The following is a 20,148-nucleotide window of genomic DNA, read 5'->3' on the forward strand; positions in this document are numbered from 1 at the left end:
TTTAAAGGATAATAAGAATTAATGTTAGATCTAATTTCATATAGCTAAATAGGGATAAATGTCTTTGAAACATATAGTTTTAAGCATCGGCTTAATTACTTGCTTGTTTTTTTGCTCTCTTACAAGAGCAGGAGCTTTCTTTGAGACAGGATCATCAGACGTTGATGTAGGTGTTTGGCTTACAGTAACAACGCAAAAAACCTATACGGATCCTGTGGTTATTGCTGGTCCTATTACGCACAATAATGATAACAGTTTAAGCGTAAGAATTCGTAACGCTTCTGGTAATAGTTTTCAGATACAAGTTCAAAGCCCCTGTACTAGCCTTAATGAATTTAATAGTAACTCGCCACCTCCAGCAAATACCTGTCCGTCTTCTGCTTGGCAAACTGAAACTGTGCAATGGTTAGTGGTAGAGCGGGGAACTTGGGTCATACCTAATGGCACAGGCTTTACCAAAATTGAAGCCTACTTACACAGTACCAATACTGTTCGAGGCGGTGGCACTAATGGCGACGTTATTAACTTTAGTCATACTTATGCAACTGCTCCTGCCGTTTTGCACACCATCAACACTTTTAATGATCCTGAATGGATAACCACGACTGTCTTTGCACCTGTTGGTGATAAAGAAAACCCTCCAACCACTACTGGTTTTCGAATTGCATTAGAAGGAGCCGAAGCTGTTAACTCGCATCCTACAGAAACCATAGGCTGGGTTGCTATTGAACGAGGTAGCGGAACATACAACGGTAATAATTTTGCCGCTGGTCGCACCGGAGGAAGAGATGTCGATAGACATCAAGATGAATGTCAAAACATTGCTTATGGCAATACTTTTACTGGAGCTCCCAATGTCGTTGTAAAACACAATAGTATGGATGGTGGCAACGGTGGTTGGGTAAGGCTCTGTGGCTCAGGCGTAGAAGCAACTCAATTCAATGTTCATATAGATGAAGATCAAGTGAACGATACTGAGCGAACCGGTATTCCTGAGTTTGTGGCATGGTTTGCTTTTCAAGCTAACTCAGTTGGGGCTTTAGAGTTTATTACAGCTTCAAAATCATTTACAGATGCTAGTGGCGACAACCAAGTGGGGCCGGGCGAACTGGTAACCTTTAATGTAGTATTGACTAATTTACAAAATGATTTTGCTCAAGCAAATAATGCCGGCAACGAGTTTGTAGATACTCTTGATAGCAACTTTGTTTTTGATTCTATTATTAATGATGGTGGTGGAGGTTTAACCAATAGCGGTCAGGATATGCTTTGGAACGGCTCAATCCCAGCTTCTGGGACGGTTAATTTAAGTTATAGAGTGAGAGTTGCAGACAGTTCAACTGTTTGTACTTCTACGAATATCTCTAATCAAGCCCAAGTTAATATGGACCCTATTGATAATGCTATACAAACGGGTGATACGGATAACGTAAATTCAATTGTAGAATTAAGTGACGATACTAGTACGGATGATGCTGTTGACTCGGACTTGGATGGTTTAACTAATGATGATGATCCGACTTTAGTGCCGGTAAATTGCCGTTCGAATGTTAGTGTTGTCAAGACGGATGGAGCAGGGAGCACGACTTATACACCTGGCCAAGATACTGAATACACCATCACGATTACTAATGATGGCCCTCATAATTTGATTGGTGCCGTGATAAATGATGTTTTACCTGCAAATGCTTCTAATAATGGCGACTGGACTTGCGATCCTGCAGAATCCCCTGGAGATGGTTCTGCGTCTTGTGTTAGTGGTTCTGCAGCAGGGACAACGCAAGCAGGAACTGGTAATGTAACACTTACTGTTGATATACCTAATGGTAAAAGTCTTGTGATAAAGGTTCCAATATCGTATTCAGAAAGCCCTTAACAAGTTAGGATAAGTAAAAAGTACTTAATGATTTAGGTATGAAATTTGAAAAGGAATAATTTATTTATAGCTGCACTTATTACTACTGGCTTTATATCAAGCCAAACTGCTAATTCAGCAGTTGTAATTAACGAAGTGCTTTTTGATCAAACAGGAGGGGCAGGAGCTTCTGTTAACGATGAGTTTATTGAACTATATAATAATGGTTCTACTAATATTGATATTTCTAACTATGTCTTAGCTGACGGTTCTATAAGTCCTAATACTACAGATGGCCTAAATTTTACTTTTCCTGCTAGCACAGTGATACCTGCTTACGGTTATTTAGTTGTATGGGTCGGCGTATCTACTAATCCTGATAACAATGCACCTAGTGCTGATTTACAGTTATGGTTAGGGTTGAGCGCTCAATTAAATAATACTGCCGATGATGTGCGGCTATATGATTCTTCTGGGAGCCTTATTGATTTTGTTGGTTATGGTTCTACTAGTGCCAGCGCTTATGATGGAGTGGCTGCTAGTATTTGGAATACAGCAATTAATACTACTTTGGATAATACAGCAAAAGGCCGTTCAATAAGTTTAACTCCTAATGGCGTAGATTCAAATGATAGTCGCTGTTGGACAAGAACAACTGGAAGTGATGCGATTGTGGCTTGTCCAAATGTGAATACACTTGATACGGATCCTGTTTTTAATGGCTCTAATCAAAGAGTGAGTTCAGTGGGCCGTAATAATAACCAAGCTTCAGATATTTCGGTAATTAAAACTGATTCTTCAACTTCGTACACGCCGGGAAGCTCTTCTACTTATCAATTGCAAGTTACTAATGATGGTCCAGATGATGTTACTGGCTTGTTAATAGAGGACACTTTACCTAATGGAGTAAGTTTCAATGGAGCGATTTCTTGCACTCCGGTTGTCGCCTGTTCCTTGCCAGCGACCAATCCGCCAACCGGACAAACCTTAAGTTTTAGTCTAGATGTAACTAACGGCCAAACAGTGATAGTCTCGGTGCCGATTGTATATTCTATTAATCCATCAGACTATTGAGCAGTCGCTTATGAAAAAGGCGCTAGAAGCGCCTTTGTATTTGTAAATAAGATTATAAACTAGATTCCTAAAATTGCTTTTCCTTGTTTGAAAGTAACATCAACAGGAATTTGCTTTTCTTCTAATAATTTTAAATCACTAGCTAACTGTTCACTAATAACTCCTTGAGTGTCTAACAACATTTTAACACCGTCATAATCGCCATTACCTTGAAGCGTTAAGATTAAATTCGACAGTGAATTCATAGCATCCGTCATCTTTTTAAAGTTAACACTATAGTGACCAGTTGTAGGGTCGTAGTTAAATGCACCTTCTTTTTTGAAGTAATTAAAACGTACCATGTTTGCTTTACCGTGAGCACTTGTGGCCCCAAAACGAACTGAACGGAAAATACCCGCTAGGAAAGTTACATAGTTGTCCATCACTTCGCCTTCAGCAATTTCGCCTTTCTTAAACAATTCACTGATCATGTATAAGCCAAGAATATCAGCTTTGCCTTCCTCAAGAGCCGATGCTGTTTCTTTTAAAGCTGCGCGTACGGTTCCTTTACCATCTAAGGTATTTTTAATGCCTAAGCCATGAGCGACTTCATGGAACATGGTGTTACCAAAAAATGCGTCAAAGGTAATGTGCTTGCGTTGTTCGGGCGCAATTAATTGCTCGGAAATTGGAACTAAAATTTTATCAAACTTCGCTTGCATTGCATTTTTAAGTTGTAAGCGACGAGTGCCTTTGGCTAATTGTACCTCTTCGTCATTGGGTAAATTAATAGCGATGGTTTTAGAGCCTGCATTGCTATCGCCTGCGTAGAAGACTACATCATAAGCATTAAGATCACTGTCGGTTCCAGGCATTTCACGTTTGTATTGTGGCTCTACAGGCAATCCTTTTTGTAATTCCGGTAAGAAAGCAGCGTATTTAGAAAGTTTCTTGCTCCATTCCAAATCCTTAATTAATACATAGGTAGAAAAGGCTGCACGATAACCAAAAAGTTGATCTTCATAGGTTTCGATAGGGCCAATCACCACTTCTACCGGATTGGTTTTCATGTCCATCCAAGCCATATCAGAAGCTTGATATTGATCAGTAATTAATGCTTCTGCTCTTAGCTCTAGATATTTTTTAAATTCAGGGTTGTCAGCCAATTGCGCTGCTTGTTTTAAGAGTTTGCTAGCTTGGGTTAACTCATCCTTGAAGACTACAGAATAGGGTTGCAGCTGTAATTTACCAGATTCGTCACGGCGTACTAAAGAGTAAAGGCCGTCTTTGCCTTCTTGTTCCCAAGCTTCGAACTCTTCTTTAGTCATATCCGCTGGATAGTAGGAAGCACCAGGACTTTTGGCGACAGTTCCTTCTATAAACGGTTTATTCGCAGCTAAACGATCCCAAGGACCGTAATTAATTACGGCAAACTTGCGAGCTTTAGGGGCATCAATCGAGTTTAATAGCTTGTCCTTATCGCCGTATGCAACTTTCCAAAACAGGTCATCCATTATTTTACCTGCATCAATCAATAGACCTATCATCTCCTTTTGATTGCTGGATAAATGGCTTAAGTTGCTGGTTAAAGTAAAAGGTGCGTAAATATCAAAACGACTGTATTGATCGGTTTGCGTAGTATTATGGTTCTCTACTTTTAATATAGGCATTTCTTGTGCAGCAGATGTCTTGTCGTCGACGGACTTTTTAAGTTCAGGCTCATTACAAGCGGCTAAAACAGCTGCAAGACTTATGGCTACGGTAAGCTTGGTTTTATTCATAATCTTCCCCCTAAATTCTCTATTAAATTTTTGATTAGATTTTTTATCTAGTCCTTATCATTAAAATTTGCTAAAAACGTACTTTTCACGTTTTACCTGTTTAACCCCAAAATCTAAATCTTTCAGCATGCTAAAAACATCATCCACCATATTAGGGTTACCGCATAAGTAAACCAGATCGGTTTCGGGGTTAGGTTTTAAGTCTTCAAGCTTGGCTTGGACATATCCTTTAAAAGCGCCTTCTTGTTCTTCACGACTTAAACAAGGATAAAAGTTAATATTTTGATGCTCCTGAGCAGTTGAAAAATCATCGGTGTAGAATAAATCTTGAGCTTTTTGAGCGCCAAATAAAATATTAAATTGATGTTGTGGCAATTCAGGAAGCTGTTTTAACATTGAGCGGTAAGGCGCCATTCCGGTGCCTGTACCAATTAAAAAGACTCGCTCAGGTATTTCAGAACCAAGAATCAACAAGCCCACGGGCCCGCTAATCTCGAATGTGTCGTCTTCTTTTGCATCAAAGAAAATTCTAGTGGCACGTCCATGCTCAACATAAGAGATGACAATTTCCAAATAGTCTGTCGTGACCAAGCCTTCAGAGTTAGGCATTTCTAAGTTAGCTATGGAATAGCTGCGTTTAAGTGGCTTCTCATCATGCTCAAGTAAGAAGGATACAAATTGACCGGGACGGTAAGTAAAACTGCTAGGCTCAATGAATTTAAAGCGCAATTTTCGAACGTTGGGCGTAATGGCTTCGTTGGATTCAAGTTGTATTTGATAGCTAGGAAGTGGCATGGATAACTTATGTAATATCTAATGTAGCCAGCATTATATAGGCTTAAGACAAAAATACCATTAAGTTCAGGATCGGTTCAGATAGGTTTTGTTTAACTATGCTTAAAGTTGCTAAATAGATTTCTTTTAACAGAAATCCAATTGTTAAGTATTTAGCTTACGAGTATTAAGTTTTAGGGAGAACCAAGATGTTTTCAAAAAAATTATTAACGCTATCTATATCAAGCATATTGGCTATGAGTGCTTCAATGGCTTTTGCTAATGAATCTGCAGAGGGTGACAAGCAAGCTAGTCAAGAAGTGCGTATTGGTAAAAAACTAGCCACTACAAATATCGTTGGTGAAATCCAAGAGCCATCTATTGTTAAGTCCACAACAGATAGCAAAGCCCAGTACTCTTCTAGTCAAACGAAAGAGAACTTAGATGCGCAATACAAGGCCAACATCAGCTTAGATAAATCAGCTCTAAATAGCGAAAAGCAAAGAAGCCCGCAGCGTTTGGCAAAAAGTGCCAGTCACTTGTTTATATATGATGCTGCTGTGCTATTAAAATCAGATATTGATGGCGATGGCTATTATAGTGAAATTCGTGTGGACTTTGATGTAGATGCATCAGTTGCGGCTTATTATGATGTATATGCTGAATTATATATCCGTGAGCAAGGCACTTTACAGTGGACGCATTATTTTACGACTGATATTTTTGAGATTTACTTTGATGATTCAGGCGATGATTATCATGTGACCACAAGCTTTAATGACGGCTTTCCACCTGGAAATTATGAAATTGCGATTGACCTATTTGAGTATGGCTATAGCGGAACAGTTGATTTTTTAGATGCTACATATGATGGCGATTTGGGCAACTTACCAATTGAAGATATCAGTTTTGAACAAACCCAACCTGATACTAATGTTTCTATCAGCACTGTTAAAACAGAAATCTTTACAGATAATGATAACGATGGTTATTATCAAGATTTCAAGATAAGTTTTGATGCGGATGTGACTTCTGGTCAAAGAGACATCGTCGCGAGACTTTATCAAAAGACCGGTAATGGTACTTGGCAATTTGAAACAGAGTCCGCGGCTTACACCATTGTTGGCACCAATACGGATGACACCATTGCTTTTGAAGCAACATGGCAGTCAGGGTACGCAACCAGTTTGTATGATTTTAAAATTGAGTTATATGACTCAGCAACAAACGAGTTCTTAGCAAGCGCCTCTAATGATTTTGGACCTTTGGTAGATGTACCATTAGAAGATGCAGGAAAAGATCAAACTCCTGGGGGCTCTGGAAGCGGTGGTTCAGGATCATCAGGTAACCCATCGACATCAAGTTCTGGTTCAGGAGGTGGCAGCTGGAATATACTTGGTCTACTAATATTAGCTGTTGCAGCTTGGAGAAGAAGACAATAACCAGACGGCAAATAAGCCCGCTTAGCGGGCTTTTTCATATTTTGTAACATATCTATTTTAAAAAATGACAGTCCTAGTAAACCATATTCTTTATAATCGCATCTAATAAAAAACAGTTTGGGTATGGAGCTTTAATGCTTGTTAAAATGGTAGGGAAAATCGTTGCTGGTGCTGTCTTGTCTTTATTCGTGTTGTGCGGCGTGGTTGATGCAAAGCAAACTCCAATTACTATCCCCAAAGTAAAAGCGGAAATCACTGTTGATGGCGAATTAACGGAAGATTTTTGGCAACAGGCTACTAAGGTGGATCTAACCTATGAAACACGGCCAGGCGAAAATATAACCGCAAAAATAAAAACTTCTGCCTATATTGCCGAAAATGGCAGTTCTTTGTTAATCGCTTTAATTGCCGAAGATCCTTCGCCAGAAAAAATCCAAGCTTCGTTGAAAGATAGAGATACCGTATGGGCGGATGATTTGCTTGGTTTTAAAGTAGATACTTTTAATGATGAGCGAAAGGCTTATAATTTTTTTGTAAATCCATTGGGGATTCAAATGGATTCAATTGAAGATGATGTCGCTGGTAATGAAGATTCGTCCTGGAATGCAATTTGGTATAGCGAGGGTAAGATTACCGAATCAGGTTATCAAGTAGAGATTGAAATACCCTTTGAGATTTTACGTTTCCCGAATCAATCAGATATTAAAACCTGGGGCATTGATTTTGTAAGGATGTACCCGAGAGACTATGGATATCGATTTGCTTTTAATAAAGTAAAGCGCGATCAAAGTTGCCGCGTCTGCCAAATTGGTAAAGTGACAGGGTTTAAGGATATCGAAAGTGGCCAAAATTTAGAGGTTACTCCTTATGTTTCGGCCCAACGTAGTGATACTCGAAGCCCTCCTACTGAGACTCAATGGCAAAATGGTGATTTTGAATTTGATACAGGCGTAGATGTTCGCTGGGGAGTAACAGACAACTCAGTTTTAAACGCCACTATAAACCCAGATTTTTCTCAGGTTGAAGCAGACTCAGTACAACTCAATGTTAATCAAACGTTCGCTTTATTTTTCCAAGAGCGAAGACCTTTTTTCTTAGAGGGCTCCGATTATTTCAAAACCAGCTTTCTAAACTTTTTGCATACACGAAATATTGCCGATCCAGACTGGGGCTTAAAATATACGGGTAAGTCGGGTAAGCATTCGTATGGCGTGTTAGCAGCAACAGATAATAGTACTGCGTATTTAATTCCTGGCGCACAAGCCTCTGGTATACAAGACGATGCCTCGTTAGAATCCGAGGCTTTTGCAGGTCGATATTCCTACGACATGGGAGATAAATCGCAAGTAGGCGCTATGTTAACGCATCGCTCAACAGACGATTATGAAAATACTGCAGCATCGATTGATGGAAAGTACTATTTTACTGATGAAGATGTATTGCGTTATCAAGCCGTCTATTCAAAAACAGATGACCCCTCTACACCAAACCCTGATACCAATGAAGATTATGATAAAGGGTATGGATATGCCATAGCCTATAACCACAATGGCCGAAATTGGAACTGGCGTGCTTCACGTTTTGATTTCAACGAGGATTTTAGAGCTGATTTAGGCTTTATTAACCAGAATGGTTTTAGTCGTGATGTGATTGGTGGCGGCTATACTTGGCATGGTGAAGATGGCGACACCTTTAACCGCATTCACTGGGGTGGTGATGTTGATCAAACCAAAGATTACACAGGGCAAGTTTTAGAAGAAGAAGCTGAATTCTGGGTTAATATAAATGGCCCTTACCAATCCTTTATAGGCTTTGGTTCGGGAGTAAGAGATGTTTGGTATTCCAATGAAACTACTCGCATAGATTCAACAATGCCCGATTGTCCAAGAGATTCAGGTGGTTGCGAATTCGATCAAACTTTTTATTGGTTTTCTGCAAATTTTAGACCCATCACCAGCTTGCAGTTGGGCATGAATTATAATGGTGGTGATGCAGTAGATTTTGTCACGGGTATTAAAGCTGCCGATCGTCGTAATTATAGCGCTTTTGCTAATTGGCAAGCTACTAGACATTTCTATATTTCGGGCGACTATGGTATTTCTAAAATATGGAGAAATGAAGGCGATATTTTTCGCTCGAATACCATTAATTTGAATTCCACATATCAATTCGATAAAGAACAATATTTAAGGTTAACCATTCGTTACAGTGATATTGATTTTAATCAATCACTACAAGATTTATCTACTAGAAGTGACGCTAAGAGTATTGGCAGGCAGCTACTTTACGCTTATAAAGTTAATCCAAGAACTGTCTTTTTCTTAGGTTATTCAGATAATGGATTTGAAGATGATACGGTTAACTCCTTTGAAAAAACTGGTCGCTCAGTCTTTAGCAAATTTAGCTATGCGTTTCAGCTATAAACAAACGTGAGTACAATTTAATTCTTTTAATAAGTTTCTCTTTTTGCTATAAAACTTTATAGCTGATGGAGAAATAAATGCATAAAAATAAATACTTAAAGCCCTTGTTAGGGCTTTATTTGTTAATCTTTTCAATAATGGCGTATGCCAATGAAACGATCCCCCAAATTTTTCAAACCGTTAAAGTTGATGGCAAACTGGATGAGTCTGTTTGGTCAAATGCAAAAATTATAGACTTACAATACGAAATTTATCCTGCTGAGAACATTCCTGCCAAATTCAAAACCACTGCCTATTTATATGAAGATAATGAGTATTTATATGTTGGATTTATTGCCGAAGATAGTGAGGTCAATAAACTGCGAGCATCTTATAGAGATAGAGACGACATTTCAGACGAAGACCTGGTTGGAATTAAAATCGATACTTTTAATGATCAAAGGCGGACTTACAACTTTTTCGTAAATCCATTAGGCATTCAAGAAGACTCTATTAGTGATGATATCTTAGATAGAAATGACTTCTCTTGGGATGCTATCTGGTATTCAGCAGGTATTATTACCGAACAGGGTTATAGTGTTGAGCTTAAAATACCTTTTAAAGCATTGCGCTTTGCTAACAAAAAAGGCACGAAAGAATGGGCAATTGACTTATTAAGAATGGCTCCAAAAGATTTTGAATACGAATTTTCTTCAAGCTTATTGGATCGAAATATTAACTGTACTATATGCCAATATAAAAAATATAAGGGCTTCGCAAATATCGATACGGGACAAAACCTAGAAGTCGTTCCTTACGTTATTGCAAATCAAACTGAGTTTCGTGATCCGTTATCAAACGAACCATGGCAAGGTGATTCAGCCGACTTTGAAGCTGGTATAGATTTGCGCTGGGCTGTAAGTGACAATTCTGTCTTGAATGCTACAGTTAATCCTGACTTCTCTCAGGTAGGATCTGATACAGCGCAGCTGGATGTTAATACTCGCTTTGCCTTGTTTTTCGACGAACAAAGGCCATTTTTTCTTGATGGTGCAGATTATTTTAATACTATGCTGACTGTTTATTACAGTCGCAATATAGCCGACCCTGATGCAGGTATTAAATACACTTCGAAGCTCAACAGTGGTTCTTTAGGGATTTTAGTTGCTCGGGATAATAATACCAATATTATAATACCTAATAGCCAAGGCTCTAGTTTGGCGTCTCTTGACGAAGAGAGTAATTCGGCAGTGGTAAGGTATGCGCATGATATTTCTGATGACACTTTACTAGGTGTTACTTTGACCCATAGAGACGCGGGAGACTACTCAAACGACTTAATAAGCTTTGATGGTAAACATCAATTAACTGATTCAGATGTGTTTCGATATCAGGTTATTCATACCGAAACTAATAATTCGGAAGCTTTACAAAGTAACTTTAATCGCGATGCTAGTGAAAATGGTTCTGCTTACCGTTTGAATTATAACCATAATGATCGTGACTGGAGTTGGTTTTTATCTCATAACCACTTTGATGAAAATTTCCGTGCAGACTTAGGTTTTCTTTCTAGAAGCGGTTATCGCAAAACTATCGTCGGTGGTGGTCGCCGCTGGTATGGCGATGATACTGATTTTTTTTCCAGAGTACAGTTACGTGGTGATTGGGATACGACAGTTCAGTATGATGGACAAAAACTAGAAACCGAGTCAGAAGCAACTTTAAGTTTAGAGGGAAGAGGGCAGTCAGAGGTTGACTTTGTTTTTGGTACTCGAGAAGTGTTTTTTGACGAACGATGGTTTAACCAAGATTTTTATGCTCTCTCAGCATCCTATAAACCCTTTGCTGATATTCGAGTCGGTATTGAAGCCTCTTATTCGGACGATATTGACTTTTTAAGTGACCAGGCAAGATCAGGTGAGGTAACTGAATATGAGTTTTACTTTGATTGGCAGTTAACTAAACATTTAAATATTTTTGTAGAGTATGTACAACAAGACTTTGACCTACCGCAAGGACGCTTTTTTGAACAAGAAGTGATTAATTCAAATTTCATCTATCAATTTGATCAAAAAAGCTTTTTACGACTACTGTTTCGTTATCAAGATGTTAACTTCACCAACGATCCTATTTTATTAGGGAGTTTAGCGGTTAATCAAAAGAATCTCAGTGTCGCAAGACAACTGCTATATGTTTATAAGTTTGACGCTAAAAGTGTTTTATATTTAGGTTATTCGGATAATGCCGTTGAGAATGATTTAATACGCTCTCTAAGGAAAGATATAAAAACTTTGTTTGCAAAATTTAGTTACGCCTTTCAGTTATAAAAAAGCAGGCTAAGCCTGCTTTTTTATTGGAAAAATCTTTGATTAGCTTCATCAGGAAGCTCAATCCCAGTCAAATGAGCTCTTTGCAATAACTGCCAGAAGTAACGATAAGTAGCTCTGTCATGTAGCTCACCATCATACTGGATAGGTCCCCAATGATTATCTTGCGCAGCAATTAAGATGTTTACACCATCTTGTACTTCGGAATAATCAGGCTTCATCGCATTAACGATAGCTTCAATTTGAGTGGGGTATATACTCCACATACGCAAGAAACCAAATTCTTTACGGGCACGGGTGGCATCCGAGTTGGTTTGCTCAGGATTTTTTAAATCTAATGTTACGTTGTGTGCAGGAACAACACCGTTTGCAAGTGCCGCAGCAACCATTTCAGTTTTTGCTCTTGCCAGTAAGGCGTTATCAAATTGTCCGGGACTGCGCATGCAGGCTGCAGGAATAGCGCCATTATGGCCAGATACAAAATCCATCATGCCAAAATCTAAAACTTGCACCCAGTCAATTTCAGCAATCTTCCAAACGTCTTTTAAAGCGCCGTGAGTTTCGATTAATACATGAATAGGGATTTCACGATCAATGGTATTGGCTTTAGCTACCTTTTTAATATAGCGAACCATTTTCTTGATTTGCTTGGCCTTAGTACACTTTGGCAAAGTTAAGTAAGCGACTTTATCACCAATCGCTGGCACTAGAATATCAACATCTTTTTGCCAATGTGCATGGCTGTAATCGTGAATACGAACGCCTGCCATTTGATGAGTGTTGGCATCGCTTGCTAACACTCTTGCGACCATTTCTGCATGCTCTTGCTCTTTGCCAGCTTGTGCGCCATCTTCGCAATCGCAAGTAATATCAAAAATAGGTCCTAATTTCGTCTGCATTTCGAGCGCTTTCAGAATTAACTTTTCGCTTCCAGCAAAGTGTTCGCAACTCGGAATTATTGGAAAAGGTTTCTCTCCCTCAAACAATGCCTCATTTGGGTGGGTTAGAGCGTTTAAGTTTGCAGGTTCCACAAAATTCCCCTTATATCAATTCTTTATCTAACTAAATTCAATCTAATACTAAACTAGAATTCGTTTTTTAATAACTAATTACTACATAATAACTTTAAATTTATTCAAACAAACATTTGAAATGATTGTATGAATAAGGCATAGTTATCTTATAGAACTGGTCGGATTAGTCAAGATGATGCAAGAACATTCCTTTTTGGAAAGCGTAGATGAACAAGTAGTACTGGGTGGCTTTTGGCCCGGGATTCAATTGTATTACCCACCTGTGAAATATTCACCAGCTGATGGTGTCTATGAAAGTATGGAACAGGCCTCTGCTCGAATGCGCAAGTATGCCCATAATACCAAAGCACATACCTTACTTTTTGATTTAGAAGACGGTTGTCGCCAAAAGATGTTAAGTCGGGAATTGCTACGTCAAGAATTACCATTGTTTGACAATAAAAGTTTTCAAATTGCCTTAAGAATTAATCCGTTTAGAACAGAAGAGTACGAAGAAGATCTAAAACTTATTCGCGATATGCACCCTTACATTGATGCCATTGTATTGGCAAAAGCAGGTGAGGTTTATGGTGCTGCCGAAATTCGTGACTTATCAGCTTGGTTAGTAGGGGTTGACCCAACTATCGAAATACAGCCGATTATTGAGCATCCACGCTCTTTAAAATTAGCCCCAGAATTGATGCAATATTCAACCGTGCGCCATGTGGTTTTTGGAATTCATGACTTCTCAAAAGCGATGGCTATTCATTTAACGCCAGAAGGTTGGATTGATGAATTAAAAACCTACCTAAGAATGCTGTTGATGGAAGCAAGAATTGCAGGTAAGGGGGTTATTGGTGGGGTAGAAGTATTAATCAATAAGATTCCAATGCCGGAAAACTGTATTGAGCCAAATGAAGTACGTCGTTGGTTAGATTTACACGGTGAAAATGAATCTCATGTGGTTCACCAGCATGCGCTCGTTGAGGCACAAATGGGATTAACCGGTAAACAAGTTATCCATCCCTATCATATACATCTTTGTAAAATGGCTTTTACACCGTCGCCTATGCAAATTCAACGTAATGTTGATGTATTGCAAGCAGCGATCGACGCTGACGCTTTGTTAGGTGGTGCTATTAAGTTTGAAGGTGAAATGCTAGATCCGCCTATGTTTGGTAAAGCCCTGCAAACCTTATTACGCGCTTATGCATTGCATTCGCTGAATGAAACAGACAAAGCTTTTGCTATGGATGTGATTAAACGATTGCCAGTACACGTCATCCGTGAAAACTGGCCGTATGGTATGATTTAAGGATACAGGTATTATTTTATGAAGTATTCTTTTGATACTGTGTTAAAGCAGCGAAAAGGTGAATGGTATTGGGATATTCCAGAGTATTTTAATATTGCCGATGCATGTGTTGATCAGCATAGTCAAACAGCCGTCGCTAACAACACCGCCTTGATTATAGAAGATGACCAAAAAGGTCAGAGTGACATCAGTTATGCAAGTCTTAAGGCTAAGACTTCACAATTTGCAAACGTCCTAAAATCTCATGGTATTGATAAAGGTGAACGAGTCTTAATTCGATTACCCAACCAGCTTGAGTACCCCATCGCCTTTTTTGGCACCATTAAATATGGTGGCATAGCCGTTCCTACATCGACTTTGTTAGCTGCTTCAGAAGTAGCCTATTTAGCAAAAGATTCTGCAGCTAAGGTGTTAGTGACGGCTGAATCTATGTGGTCCGAATTGTCGCAAGAATTGGTTGGCACTAACATTGAAAAAGTTATCTTAACGGGTAATAGTGCTACAGGTTCGGAAGCAGAGCAGAGCATTCAAGTTTTAAACTTCAATCAAGAAATTGAAAAAAGTTCCGTGGATTTTAGTTGTCACGAAAGTAAATCGGATGATGCGGCTTATTTAGTTTATACCTCCGGCACCACTGGTTACCCTAAAGGTGTATTGCATGCCCATAGAGCACTATTAGGAAGATTGCCAGCAAGTAAATACTGGTTTGATTTAAGCGAAACTAAATCTGAACGAATTATGCACTCAGGTAAATTTAACTGGACTTACGTATTAGGCTCAGCTTTGATGGATCCTTTGTTGCATGGTCATACGGTTATTGCCTACGAAGGTAAAAATGATGCTACTACCTGGCCTAACTTAATTCAGAAACATCAATGCAGTATTTTTATTGGCGTACCCACTATCTATCGTCAAATTATTCAAAAGACTGAATTTAATTATCAAGACTTACCAAGCCTTAAGCATTGCATGAGTGCCGGCGAACATTTATCTGATGAGATGCAAGAAGCTTGGGAAAAGCGCTTCAATAAGCCTATTTATGAGGCGATTGGCATGTCAGAAGTTTCTTACTACATTTCTCAGCATAAAGATGCCGAGGTGAAACCAGGCGCTGCTGGCTTTGTGCAACCGGGGCATTATGTTGAGTTACTGAATGAATCTTTAAAGCCCGTTGGCGCTATGGATGAGGGCATGATTTCTATTCGAGAAGATGATCCTGGCTTGTTTATAGAGTACTGGCAGCAGCCAGAAGAAACCGCCAGAGCAAAACACGACGGTTGGTTTTTTACTGGCGATTATGCCAAACGTGATGCACAAGATTACATTTGGTTTTTAGGCCGTAAAGACGACATCATTAATAGCTTCGGCTATCGTATTTCGCCACACGAAATAGAAAGAGTGATTAAAACGCATAACGATGTGGCTGATTGTGTTGCTTTGGGTGAAGATATTGAAGGTGGTAAAACATTAGTCGTTATTTGCGTTATACCAAGCAAAGATTCACAGCTTACAGAACAGGAGTTACTAACTTTTGGCCAAGCCAATTTGGCGAAGTATAAAGCTCCGAAAAAAGTTTATTTAATGCAAGATTTTCCTAGAACAAAGAATGGTAAGGTTTTGCGTAAACAAATGATCCAACAGCTTACAAATAGCTCTAGCTAATAAATAAGGAACTCTTATGAATTATCGTCCTCGTCGCACAATGTTGTATGTGCCAAACCATGTATCAAAATATATGGAAAAAGCTAGAGGTATAGAAGCAGATAGTATTATTTTTGATCTGCAAGAATCAGTTCCACCAGAATATAAAATTCAAGCTCGGGAATTGCTAGTCAAAGCTTTTGAAGAGTCATCAAAGTTTGGCCATTCGGAAAAAGTTGTTCGTATTAACTCATTGCAAAGCCCTTGGGGTATGGATGATCTTAAAGCCATTGCAAAGTTGGATATTGATGCAGTTTTATTACCAAGGATCGAGTCTGCAGCTGAACTATTGAACGCGATTCAGGCGATTGATGAAAGCCGAGACGATAAATTATCTATAATGATTAATATTGAGAGTCCATTAGGCGTTTTAAATGCTAAAGAAATCTGTTCTGCAAGTGATCGCCTAAAAGCGATCGTAATGGGCACGACAGATTTAGCCAATGAACTAAAAATCACGCCTACTTATGACAGAGCAGGCTTATTAACCAGCTTATCATTGGTGATGTTAGCAGCAAGAGCATTTAAAAAATGTGTTATCGACGGCCCGCATTTCGACTTAAAAAATGTCGAAGCCTGTGAGTTTTCTTGTCGCCAAGCTCGTGATTTAGGCTTTGATGGTAAAGCAGTAGTCCACCCAGTTCAGTTGGACTACACCAATGATGCATTTACTCCAAAGCAAAAAGACATTCAAAGAGCTAAAGATGTGATTGCTGCAATCGAACAAGCAAACCTTGATGGCCGAAATGTTGCCGTGATTGAAGACCGCTTAATTGAGCCTTCATTAAAAGAGTGGGCAGAGCGAGTGATTTCTTTATATAATCGAGTCAAAGATTTAGGACAAAACGAGCTAATCGGATCATAAGTATGTCAAACAAGTCATCGGCTGGACGTTTTTTTGAGGATTTTTCTTTAGGCGAAGCTATTTATCATGCTACGCCTAGAACTGTCACAGAAGCTGATGCTGCTTTATATTTAGGGCTAACCGGTAGTCGTTATAGTCTTTATTGCAATCAAGAGTTTGCAACACGACTTGGTTTTGCGCAAACCCCTATCGATAATTTCTTGGTTTTTCATATAGCTTTTGGGAAAACGGTTAATGACATTTCTTTAAATGCTGTTGCAAATTTAGGTTATGCTGAATTGCAGTTTTATCTGCCAACTTATCCAGGCGATACTTTAAATGTAATGTCCGAAGTTATTGGCCTTAAGGAAAACTCAAATGGCAAAACGGGCATTGTTTATGTCAATTCTAAAGCCTTAAATCAAGACGGCCATATTGTTTTAAGTTGGAAGCGCTGGGTGATGGTGCGTAAACGTCAACAACAAATGCTTAATAGCTTCGAAGTTAAGCCTCATCTAGAAGATGCCGTTAGTATGGAATTATTGAATGTTCCGGCATCTTTTTCTGCCAATCATTATGACCCGCAAATCAGCGGTGAGAATTATTTGCTTAACGATTATGAACTAGGTGAATGGATCGATCATATTGATGGCATTACCATTGATAATACTCAGCATACATTAGCGACTAATTTATACCAGAATAATGCCAAGGTTCACTTTAATCATCATCAAATGAACTCAAGCAAGCATGGGCAACGTTTAGTTTATGGCGGCCATGTTATTTCTTTGTGCCGTACCGTATCGCACAATGGTTTAGCCAATGCTCAATGGTTGGCAGCTATTAATTCTGGCGCTCATGTAAACCCTAGTTATGAAGGCGATACTATTTATGCCGCCTCTCAAGTGCTGGATAAAAAGGCACTGGGCAATGGCGTAGGCGCTTTAAATATTAGAACTATTGGTTATAAAAATAGCAGCTGGGATGAAATGCAAAACCTATTTTTAATGACGTTAGACGGCAAAAACAAATATCACCCGCAAGTAGTCTTGGACTTAAATTATACACTTTTGGTTCCTGCTTAATTAGCACCTTCAAGGCTAGCTGTTCTTTTGTAGCTATGCTATTTTAGCAACACAAATTATTATAAAAATCTTGTCATGGGTCTTGGCGAAATTCTTTCCTTAGCGTGTGCGGTTTGCTGGGCAATAGGCGTCGTTTTATTTAAGCATTCTGGTGAATCATTAAGTGCTAATAGCTTAAATTTGTTTAAGAACTTTGTGGCCACGCTGCTCATTATTCCAACAGCCTTAATTATTGAAGGCTTCAATATTCCTGCGTTAAGTTTAAAAGAGTGGCTGATAGTGATAATAAGTGGCTACTTCGGTATAGCAATTGCAGACAACTGGTATTTTCAGGCACTGCGTAAGATAGGGGCAGGGCGTACTGCTATTGTAGCTAGCCTCTATAGTCCTTTTGTTATTCTTTTATCAATATTATATTTAAATGAAACATTAGAGTTATGGCAATGGCTTGGCTTTGTGCTAGTTTTGTCAGGAATTCTAATGGTAGTTTATCAGCGTAAATATCAAGAAGTTGACACAAATCAACTCTATCGAGGTGTGGCTTATGCTGCCGCATCGGTATTCCTAACTGCATTTGGCGTAGTGTTGGTTAAGCCGGTATTAGACAGCGGTGAGCATGGTTTCTACTGGATAGTAATGTTGAGATTACTCGCTGGTATAGCGGGCATGTTGTTGTTTATGACGCTCAAAAGACAATTGGCAAAAACTAAAGAAGAGTTTCGAGCCGGTAATCACAATTGGCCTGTTCTTATCACCGCCAGTATTTTTGCCACCTATTTAGCTATGCTTATGTGGCTTGGCGGATTTAAGTATACGGACGCTTCAACTGCATCAGTCTTAAATGAAACTGCAAATATTTTTATTGTGTTACTGGCCTGGTTATTCTTAAAAGAAGAGCTCAAAGCAAGAAAGCTAGCAGGGATTTTACTAGCTTTTGTTGGAGTGGTTATTTTTATCGGGATAGTTTAGAAACGGCTAGTTAACTTCACCAACCTTGACAATTTTCATGGCATTAGTACCGCCTAAGGCTCCCATAGAATCGCCCTTTGTAATAATCACAAGATCTCCATCTTGAACATAGTCTCGACTTTTAAGCTCTTCTACTGCTAAACGATTAACATCATGTCGTCCTAACGCTGTAGGATCGAAATTAATCGGTTCAACACCACGGTAAAGTGCTACCTTTCTTAAGGTTTCGATGCTTCTGCTTAATGCATAAATTGGCATGCCTGAGCGGATACGTGAAAGCCATAAAGCGGTTGAGCCTGATTCGGTGAGCGATATGATTGCCTTAACACCTTTTAAATGATTTGCGGTATACATAGTAGCCATGGCAATGGCTTCATCGATAGATTCAAAGTTAATATCGACCCGGTGGTTAGAGGTTTTGGCAAGCTTTTGACCTTCTGCACCCACACAAACATTAGCCATCGCTTGTACGGTTTTTGCAGGGTTGTCACCAGTGGCTGTTTCTGCGCTTAACATTACTGCATCTGTGCCGTCTAAAATAGCATTGGCAACATCAAAAATCTCCGCGCGTGTTGGAATAGGGTTATGAATCATGGATTCCATCATCTGGGTGGCGGTTATCACCACTCGGTTTAGTTCTCGGGTACGATTGATGATGTGTTTTTGTACACCGATTAATTGCGCATCGCCAATCTCAACACCTAAATCGCCGCGCGCTACCATGACGGCATCTGAAGCAAGAATAATTGAATCTAGTACATCATGGTCATTAACCGTTTCTGCACGCTCAATCTTTGCCACCAAGGCAGAATCGCCGCCAGCTTCTTTAAGCAATTTTCTAGCCAGTTCAATATCTTCAGCTGATCGCGGAAAGGAGACTGCTAAATAGTCGATACCAATTTTAGCAGCCGTGACTATATCCTTTTTATCTTTGTCTGTTAACGCCGGTGCGGAAAGGCCACCGCCCTTGAGGTTAATGCCTTTGTTGTTACTTAAATCGCCGCCCACTAAGACTTTTGTAATCACTTGAGTAGTATTAGTGGCAATAATTTCTAATTGAATACGGCCATCATCTAGCATGAGTTGATCGCCTGATTTAACTTCTTTTGGTAGTGTATTGTAGCTGGTGCCTACTATCGAGGAATTACCAGCTTCTCTATCATGACTAACATCAATAATAAACTCAGCATTTTTTGCTAAAACTATTTTACCTTCAGCAAAGCGGGCGACTCGAATTTTAGGGCCTTGCAAATCCCCTAAGATAGCAATGTAGGTATTGAGCTCTTTGGCTATATCTCGAATTTTTTCTGCTCTTTTAATGTGGTCTTCAGATTCACCATGGGAGAAATTTAAGCGAAAAACATTAGCGCCAGCTTCAATTAACGATTTAATGGATTCTCTTGAATCAGTCGCAGGACCTAGAGTAGCAACAATTTTAGTTCTTTTAAGCATATTAAATTGATACTTAATTTGGATAAGTTAAGTGTATTCTTAAACTAATAGAATACAACTACAATTTTATGAAATTCTGATTTTTCAGCAGTGGTTTGACCAACTATAAAAAAAGAGCCTTGAGGCTCTTTTTTC

The 20,148-nt window shown here is 39.1% G+C and carries 14 protein-coding genes; 10 read left to right on the plus strand and 4 right to left on the minus strand.

Annotated elements, in window-relative coordinates:
* The first annotated feature begins 58 nt into the window (after nucleotides 1-58).
* Both GJS41_RS00585 and GJS41_RS00590 read left to right on the plus strand, forming a co-directional pair.
* Nucleotides 59-1,876 (plus strand): DUF11 domain-containing protein, encoded by a 1,818-nt coding sequence (locus GJS41_RS00585; protein ID WP_154245408.1) that lies wholly within the window; start codon nucleotides 59-61, stop codon nucleotides 1,874-1,876.
* Nucleotides 1,877-1,921: 45 nt separating this feature from the next.
* Nucleotides 1,922-2,929 (plus strand): lamin tail domain-containing protein, encoded by a 1,008-nt coding sequence (locus GJS41_RS00590; RefSeq protein ID WP_154245409.1) that lies wholly within the window; start codon nucleotides 1,922-1,924, stop codon nucleotides 2,927-2,929.
* Between the two features lie 59 nt (nucleotides 2,930-2,988).
* Here the strand turns inward: GJS41_RS00590 and GJS41_RS00595 are convergent, their stop codons facing one another.
* Nucleotides 2,989-4,689, minus strand: coding sequence for a Zn-dependent hydrolase (locus GJS41_RS00595; RefSeq protein WP_154245410.1), 1,701 nt, complete (start codon nucleotides 4,687-4,689; stop codon nucleotides 2,989-2,991).
* Between the two features lie 60 nt (nucleotides 4,690-4,749).
* The gene (locus tag GJS41_RS00600) at nucleotides 4,750-5,484 is read right to left on the minus strand and encodes an FAD-binding oxidoreductase (protein ID WP_154245411.1); all 735 of its coding nucleotides are present in this window, start codon (nucleotides 5,482-5,484) and stop codon (nucleotides 4,750-4,752) included.
* Between the two features lie 188 nt (nucleotides 5,485-5,672).
* On the opposite strand from GJS41_RS00600, the gene GJS41_RS00605 reads away from it, so the two are divergent.
* The 3 genes from GJS41_RS00605 (at nucleotide 5,673) to GJS41_RS00615 (ending at nucleotide 11,634) form a co-directional block, all read left to right on the plus strand.
* A complete protein-coding gene (locus tag GJS41_RS00605) occupies nucleotides 5,673-6,905 on the plus strand; it encodes a choice-of-anchor H family protein (protein WP_154245412.1) in 1,233 nt (410 codons plus the stop codon).
* A gap of 134 nt (nucleotides 6,906-7,039) precedes the next feature.
* The gene (locus GJS41_RS00610) at nucleotides 7,040-9,328 is read left to right on the plus strand and encodes a carbohydrate binding family 9 domain-containing protein (protein WP_154245413.1); all 2,289 of its coding nucleotides are present in this window, start codon (nucleotides 7,040-7,042) and stop codon (nucleotides 9,326-9,328) included.
* Between the two features lie 77 nt (nucleotides 9,329-9,405).
* Nucleotides 9,406-11,634: a carbohydrate binding family 9 domain-containing protein gene (locus tag GJS41_RS00615; RefSeq protein WP_154245414.1), complete on the plus strand. Its 2,229-nt coding sequence runs from the start codon at nucleotides 9,406-9,408 to the stop codon at nucleotides 11,632-11,634.
* A gap of 23 nt (nucleotides 11,635-11,657) precedes the next feature.
* Here GJS41_RS00615 and GJS41_RS00620 read toward each other — a convergent pair whose 3' ends face one another.
* Nucleotides 11,658-12,665, minus strand: coding sequence for a CoA ester lyase (locus GJS41_RS00620; RefSeq protein ID WP_370515585.1), 1,008 nt, complete (start codon nucleotides 12,663-12,665; stop codon nucleotides 11,658-11,660).
* A 175-nt stretch (nucleotides 12,666-12,840) separates the two neighbouring features.
* Here GJS41_RS00620 and GJS41_RS00625 point away from each other — a divergent pair, with 175 nt between their 5' ends.
* The 5 genes from GJS41_RS00625 (at nucleotide 12,841) to GJS41_RS00645 (ending at nucleotide 18,561) form a co-directional block, all read left to right on the plus strand.
* The gene (locus GJS41_RS00625) at nucleotides 12,841-13,962 is read left to right on the plus strand and encodes a CoA ester lyase (RefSeq protein WP_154245415.1); all 1,122 of its coding nucleotides are present in this window, start codon (nucleotides 12,841-12,843) and stop codon (nucleotides 13,960-13,962) included.
* 18 nt (nucleotides 13,963-13,980) lie between these two features.
* Nucleotides 13,981-15,624: an acyl-CoA synthetase gene (locus GJS41_RS00630; RefSeq protein WP_154245416.1), complete on the plus strand. Its 1,644-nt coding sequence runs from the start codon at nucleotides 13,981-13,983 to the stop codon at nucleotides 15,622-15,624.
* Between the two features lie 16 nt (nucleotides 15,625-15,640).
* Complete coding sequence (locus GJS41_RS00635) at nucleotides 15,641-16,528, plus strand: CoA ester lyase (protein ID WP_154245417.1); 888 nt, start codon at nucleotides 15,641-15,643, stop codon at nucleotides 16,526-16,528.
* Between the two features lie 2 nt (nucleotides 16,529-16,530).
* Nucleotides 16,531-17,592 carry a MaoC family dehydratase gene (locus tag GJS41_RS00640; RefSeq protein ID WP_154245418.1) on the plus strand — a complete coding sequence of 354 codons (1,062 nt, stop codon included), beginning with the start codon at nucleotides 16,531-16,533 and terminating at the stop codon, nucleotides 17,590-17,592.
* A 75-nt stretch (nucleotides 17,593-17,667) separates the two neighbouring features.
* Nucleotides 17,668-18,561: a DMT family transporter gene (locus GJS41_RS00645; protein ID WP_154245419.1), complete on the plus strand. Its 894-nt coding sequence runs from the start codon at nucleotides 17,668-17,670 to the stop codon at nucleotides 18,559-18,561.
* A 6-nt stretch (nucleotides 18,562-18,567) separates the two neighbouring features.
* Here GJS41_RS00645 and pyk read toward each other — a convergent pair whose 3' ends face one another.
* A complete protein-coding gene (gene pyk, locus GJS41_RS00650) occupies nucleotides 18,568-20,013 on the minus strand; it encodes a pyruvate kinase (RefSeq protein WP_154245420.1) in 1,446 nt (481 codons plus the stop codon).
* Nucleotides 20,014-20,148 lie beyond the last annotated feature (135 nt).

The sequence above is a fragment of the Kangiella sp. HZ709 genome (assembly GCF_009674675.1).
Taxonomy (GTDB): Bacteria; Pseudomonadota; Gammaproteobacteria; order Enterobacterales; family Kangiellaceae; genus Kangiella.